General features: G+C 69.6%; 10 protein-coding genes. 8 read left to right on the forward strand and 2 right to left on the reverse strand.

All coding sequences use genetic code 11. The features are described from left to right. On the reverse strand, positions 1-348 hold a 348-nt coding region (locus ACWDEW_RS48365), incomplete at its 3' end, for an NUDIX hydrolase (RefSeq protein WP_450522698.1). A gap of 110 nt (positions 349-458) precedes the next feature. Here ACWDEW_RS48365 and ACWDEW_RS48370 point away from each other — a divergent pair. Further along, positions 459-1,247, forward strand: coding sequence for a GntR family transcriptional regulator (locus ACWDEW_RS48370; protein ID WP_450522689.1), 789 nt, complete (start codon positions 459-461; stop codon positions 1,245-1,247). Between the two features lie 22 nt (positions 1,248-1,269). On the opposite strand, the gene ACWDEW_RS48375 is transcribed toward ACWDEW_RS48370, so the two are convergent. Next, the gene (locus ACWDEW_RS48375; RefSeq protein ID WP_450522691.1) at positions 1,270-1,632 is read right to left on the reverse strand and encodes a hypothetical protein; all 363 of its coding nucleotides are present in this window, start codon (positions 1,630-1,632) and stop codon (positions 1,270-1,272) included. A 183-nt stretch (positions 1,633-1,815) separates the two neighbouring features. On the opposite strand from ACWDEW_RS48375, the gene ACWDEW_RS48380 reads away from it, so the two are divergent. The 7 genes from ACWDEW_RS48380 (at position 1,816) to ACWDEW_RS48410 (ending at position 5,131) form a co-directional block, all read left to right on the forward strand. Next, positions 1,816-2,172: an SCO3933 family regulatory protein gene (locus tag ACWDEW_RS48380; RefSeq protein WP_366494779.1), complete on the forward strand. Its 357-nt coding sequence runs from the start codon at positions 1,816-1,818 to the stop codon at positions 2,170-2,172. Continuing rightward, complete coding sequence (locus tag ACWDEW_RS48385; RefSeq protein ID WP_450522693.1) at positions 2,172-3,554, forward strand: FtsK/SpoIIIE domain-containing protein; 1,383 nt, start codon at positions 2,172-2,174, stop codon at positions 3,552-3,554. Before ACWDEW_RS48380 ends, ACWDEW_RS48385 begins: the two co-directional genes overlap by 1 nt. 82 nt (positions 3,555-3,636) lie before the next feature. After that, entirely contained in the window at positions 3,637-4,272 is a 636-nt protein-coding gene (locus ACWDEW_RS48390) for a DUF2637 domain-containing protein (RefSeq protein WP_450522695.1), read from the forward strand. A 3-nt stretch (positions 4,273-4,275) separates the two neighbouring features. Beyond that, positions 4,276-4,458, forward strand: a complete 183-nt coding sequence (locus ACWDEW_RS48395) for a hypothetical protein (RefSeq protein ID WP_019075279.1) — start codon at positions 4,276-4,278, stop codon at positions 4,456-4,458. A gap of 2 nt (positions 4,459-4,460) precedes the next feature. Further along, entirely contained in the window at positions 4,461-4,652 is a 192-nt protein-coding gene (locus ACWDEW_RS48400) for a mobile element transfer protein (protein WP_200715646.1), read from the forward strand. Positions 4,653-4,668: 16 nt separating this feature from the next. Then, a complete protein-coding gene (locus ACWDEW_RS48405; protein WP_019075277.1) occupies positions 4,669-4,863 on the forward strand; it encodes a hypothetical protein in 195 nt (64 codons plus the stop codon). Between the two features lie 25 nt (positions 4,864-4,888). After that, entirely contained in the window at positions 4,889-5,131 is a 243-nt protein-coding gene (locus ACWDEW_RS48410; RefSeq protein WP_450522700.1) for a SpdD protein, read from the forward strand. Positions 5,132-5,252: the final 121 nt, after the last annotated feature.

The raw sequence follows: 5,252 nt of genomic DNA on the forward strand, positions 1-5,252 counted from the left end.
GTCCAGGACGCGGATCGCGTATGCCTCGTCGGCGAGTTCGGATACTTCTTCGCGGGTGGCCCAGCGCAGTGCGCGGGTCTCGTCCCCGGTGGTGGGTGTGCCGTCGGTGGCCTGGCAGCGGAAGACCAGGGAGACGATCAGTCCGGTCATGTTCTTGTAGACGCCGGTGAGGGTCGCGGGGAGTGCGATCTTGATGCCGGTTTCTTCGAGGACTTCACGCTGGAGGGCCTCGGGGAGGGTTTCGTCTCGCTCGACGACGCCCCCCGGGGGTTCCCACTTGCCGTTGTCGCGGCGCTTGATCAGGAGGGCGCGGCCATGGTCGTCGACGATGACTCCGGCGACGCTCACGGAGTGCGGACGGTCAGTGCTCACGTTCCTCGGCCCTCCCGGCTGGCTAGGCTCTCCACCGTAGCAACAACACTCGCCCACTCGTCTAGATACCTAAAGGAGTACTCACTGTGAGTCCTTTCCGTTCCGGCCTGCTCGGCGATCTCGACCCCACGAGTGATCGTGCGGTCTTCCGGCAGATCGCCGACCAGTTGCGCGAGGCCATCGACCGTGGGCGCTTCAGGGAGGGCGAGAAGCTGCCCTCCGAGGCGGAGCTAGTGGACCACTACGGGGTATCCCGGATGACCGTCCGCAACTCCTTCTCCATCCTCCAGGGGGAAGGACTCGTCCACGCCGAACACGGCAAGGGCGTCTTCGTCCGGCCCCGCCCGCCTGTACGGCGGCTCGCCTCCGACCGGTTCGCCCGCCGGCATCGGGAACAGGGGAAGTCCGCGTTCATCGTCGAGGCGGACACGGTCGGCAGCCACCCCCAGGTCGACAGCCTTGAGGTCAAGGAACAGAAGGCCAGTCAGGACATCTCCACCCGGCTCGGCTCCGTGCGGCGGGTGCTCGCCCGGCGGCGCCGCTATCTCCTCGACGGCCGGCCGGTCGAGTTCGCCACCTCCTACCTCCCCCTCGACATCGCCCGCGGCACGCAGATCGCCGAACCCAACCCCGGCCCCGGCGGCATCTACGCCCGCCTCGAAGAACTCGGCCACCGCCTGGACCACTTTGAGGAGGAGATCCGGGCCCGGATGCCCTCGCCGGACGAGGTCAAGACACTCCGGCTGGCTTCCGGCGTGCCTGTCATCCATCTCGTCCGCACCGCCTTCGACACCGAGGGGCGGGCCGTCGAGGTCTGCGACACGGTCATGGCGGCAGACGCCTACGTCCTGTCATACCAGCTCCCGGCGACCTGATCGCATGGGCGGCGGCGCAGTTCTAGACGGTCGGATCGCCCTCGTCCTCGGGGGCCGGAGTGAACCAGTGGCCGATGTTGGTCCACATGAAGCCCTCCCGCCACGCGGGCTTGTCGGCCGCCCAGTCGAGGAGCGCTTGCAGGACCTTCTCCTGCGACACCGTCTGCGTCTGGTAGTGCTCTGCGGGAACGCCGTCCCGGTACTCCAACTGGTAGGTGTTGGTCTCGCGGAACAGCACCTGGATGTACCAGTTGCCTTCCTGGCTCTCGTCTTGCCGCTCAAGGAGCAGGTGATCGCCCTGATCCAGGTCGGCGAGCATCGTTCCTATCTTCGGCTTCGAAGGGCGCTTCACCGCGTGGCCCCGGCTGTTGGTCGCAATCAGCATGGGCAGAGCATGCCCGAGGGCACTGACAACGGCCCGGTCCGCGAGGCTTCCCGAACTCGTACACCTCAGCATGCATACTCGTATAGACGAGTGGGCAAGTTGTGTGGCAGGGTGGTCCGCACGAACCCGGAGATCGGGTTCGCGGATCGCTACATGTATAGACGAGTAGATAGGGAAACTTCCTTGCGTACCATCCGTGTTGAGACCGCCGCCGCGACGATCCTGCTGACCGAGGCTCCGGAGCCGAAGGTCCGCGACCGTCAGACCGGCGAGATTGCCAAGGACGCTGTCAGCGGCGAGGCGTTGATGACGCTCGGCGTCGTCTACATCGAGGAGGGCGAGTCGTCCCTCATCAAGGTCACCGTCCCCGAGGGCGGTGTCTCCGAGGGGCTCGCGCTCGGAGCTCCGGTCTCGCTGCCGGGGCTGGTCGCCCGGCCGTGGGAGAGCGTGTTCAACGGGCAGCAGCGTCACGGCATCGCCTTCCGTGCCGCCGCCGTCACTCCGGCCGCGTTCCCGGCCGTCGCCGAGGTCGCCGCCTGATGACCGACGTGACGACGCTCCTGGAGGTGGGTGGTCCCCTCGCCGCACTCGGTGGCGGGGCCGCCTACACCCGGGCCAAGCACCCGGCCGCGTACTGGTCCACGATCGGCCTGCCGATATCCACAACCCGCCTGCTCAGCTCGTACGGCTCGGTCATGGAGGCCTGCGGCCTGACCGTCGCCCCGTCCCGGCTGCGCATCCTCGCCGTCAAGGCCACCACCCGCCGCGAGGTCCGCCCCGTACCGCCCCGCCGGGGCATCATCCGCCCCACCACAAGCGGCCTGCGGATACGGCTGCGGCTCGCCCCGGGCCAGGAACCCGCCGACGTCGCCGCCTCCGCCGAACGACTGCGGCACGCCTGGGGAGTTCACGCCGTCTACGTCACCACCCTCAAGCCCGGCGTCGTCGAACTCCGCCTCGTCGGCTACGACGTACTGCGCCGGGTCCGCATGCCCCGCACCCGCAAGCTCCCCTCCGGCCTCCTCAAAGTGCCGGTGGCTCTGCGGGAGGACGCCACCCCGTTCGTACGGGACTACCGCACCGTTCCACATCAACTCACCCTCGGCGCAACCCTGTCGGGCAAGTCCATGTACCTGCGCCACCTGGTTGCCGGGCTCGCCCGTCAGCCGGTCGCCCTGGTCGGCATCGACTGCAAGCGCGGCGTGGAACTGTCCCCGTTCGCTGCCCGACTCTCGGCTCTGGCTACCGATCCCGACCAGGCGGCCGACCTGCTGCCCGCGCTCATCGACGAGATGGAGGACCGCTACGACCTGATCAAGGCCCGGCAGGGCATCGCCCCCAACACCCCTGACGAGGAGATCACTTCAGACATCTGGGGCCTGCCCGAGAGTGAACGCCCGGTTCCGATCGTGCTGTTCGTGGACGAGGTGGCCGAACTCTTCCTTGTCGCCACCCGCAAGGACGAGGAACGGCGCGACGAGATGGTCACCCAGCTCATCCGCCTCGCCCAACTCGGCCGCGCCGCCGGCATCTACCTCGAAGTCTGCGGCCAGCGCTTCGGCGCCGAACTCGGCAAGGGCGCCACCATGCTCCGCGCCCAGCTCACCGGCCGCGTCTGCCACCGCGTCAACGACGAAGCCTCCGCCAAGATGGCCCTGGGCGACATCGCCCCCGAAGCCGTCGGCGCCGCCTGCGCCATCGCCCCCGAACGCCCCGGCCTCGCCGTCGCGGGAGACACCTCCGGCGGCTGGTCCCGCATCCGCACCCCCTACCTCTCCCTCGGCGACGCCGCCGAGATCTGCCGCGACTCCGCGCACCTGGTGCCCGACCTGCCCGCCCTCAAGCGCTTCCAGCCGCACGCGCCCGCGCACCTGGTAAAGGCCCCGGGCCCCAACGTCCAGCCGCGCCCGGCAACCAACTGACCTTCTCCCAAATCGGTTTGGCGTGACCGCCTCGCGCCACGTCCCTACCCCTCCCATGCCCGAACCCGGAAGGAGCCGCATCATGCGCGCCCAACTGGCCCGCGTCGACGCGGTACTCGTCCAAGCACTCATCGCCGCCGCCCTCTCCTTCGCCCACCTGCACGACATCGCCTCGGCGGCCGGACAGGACGGGTGGAAAGCGTGGGCCTACCCCATCAGCGTCGATCTCCTGCTCGTCGCTGCCTGGCGTCGACTGCGGACCGGCGACGCGAAGGCCTCCGGCTGGTGCTGGTTCGTCATCGCTCTGACCGCGTCTCTCGGCGCGAACGTCGCGACCGCCGGCCTGCTCGACCTCGGCGACGTTCCCGCCTGGCTGCGCATCCTCGTGGCGGGCTGGCCCGCCGTTGCCTTCCTCGGCGGAACCCTCCTCGCCCACTCGGCACCCAAGGCGGTCGTCGCCGTCGAGGTGGTCGAGGACCAGGAAGACAAGCCCGAATCAGCCCCCGAGCTGCCCACCCAACTCGCTGTCGAGGTGCCACCCAACCGCCCCGCCGTGCCGGTCCCGGCCGCCCTGATCGAGCACGCCCGCAAGGTCGCCGCCGAGCACCACACCCGAACCGGAACCCCCATCGACACCCCGACCCTTCGCGCCCGCCTCGGCGTCCCCGCGTCCATGGCCGAAGCCATCGCCGCCCACCTCACACCGACAGGAAATTGACCCGTGCCCCTCACCTTCAACACCGCCGCCGACTACCTCGACGCGGCCCGCGAGATGGCCCGCAGCAACCGATGGGCACTGGCCCGGCTCCTGGCCGAGGAAGCCGCCGACCGGACCTCGGACCCTGCCCAAGCTGCCCGCATCCTCGCCGAGTTCCCCGCACCGAACCCGCAAAAGGAGGACTGACGATGCCCGCCAACCGCCGCTTCCGCAACGTCATCCGCATCGGCCCCGTCCAGGTCGCCACGTCCTACGACGACCGGGGCCGCGAGAAGCACACCGCCGCCTGCACCGCCCCGCGCTGCGGTGCCTCGCACGACTACGACAGCCGCGCCGCCGCCGAGTTGGCGGCCCACACCCACCGCTGCCCCGTCCGCTGAAAGGGAGTTCCACCCCGTGACCGTCAGCCTGCCGCTCGTCGTCGTCCTCGGCTTCTTCGCCTGGGGAGCGGTCAAGTTCCTCGGCGTCCGCACCTGGATCGTCGTCCTGATCGCCCTGTTCGGCTTCTGGCTCTCGCACACCTTCCTCGCCCCCGCCATCGAGTCCGGCACGCGCTCCGGCGTGGGTGTCGTAAACGGCTCACATGACTAGACGAGTAGATGAGAAAGGGTTCGCCGTGTTCCTGCCCAAGTACCCCGACAACCCGACCCCGCCGCCCGCACACACCCACACCCCGAACGACCCGATGCCCGCACGGCGCTCGCTCCCGCCGGTCGCCATCGACCGCAACACGGTCGTCGCCCTGGTCGTCGGCGGAGTCGTCCTCACCGCGCTCCTGGCCGCCGTCGCCGTAACGGCCATCTCCGTAGCCATCGCCGCCGTGGTCCTGCGCTCGATGCTCCGCGACCACCGCCGCTGAACGACCCCCGAACGACCCCTGACCTCCGGGGCGGCGGCACACGACCAAGCATTTCGCCGCCCCGGGGCCCGTCTCTCCTGACCGAGCCAGCCAGAAGGAGCAAGCCATCTTCACCCGCCCC

The organism is Streptomyces sp. NPDC001100 (assembly GCF_053598575.1).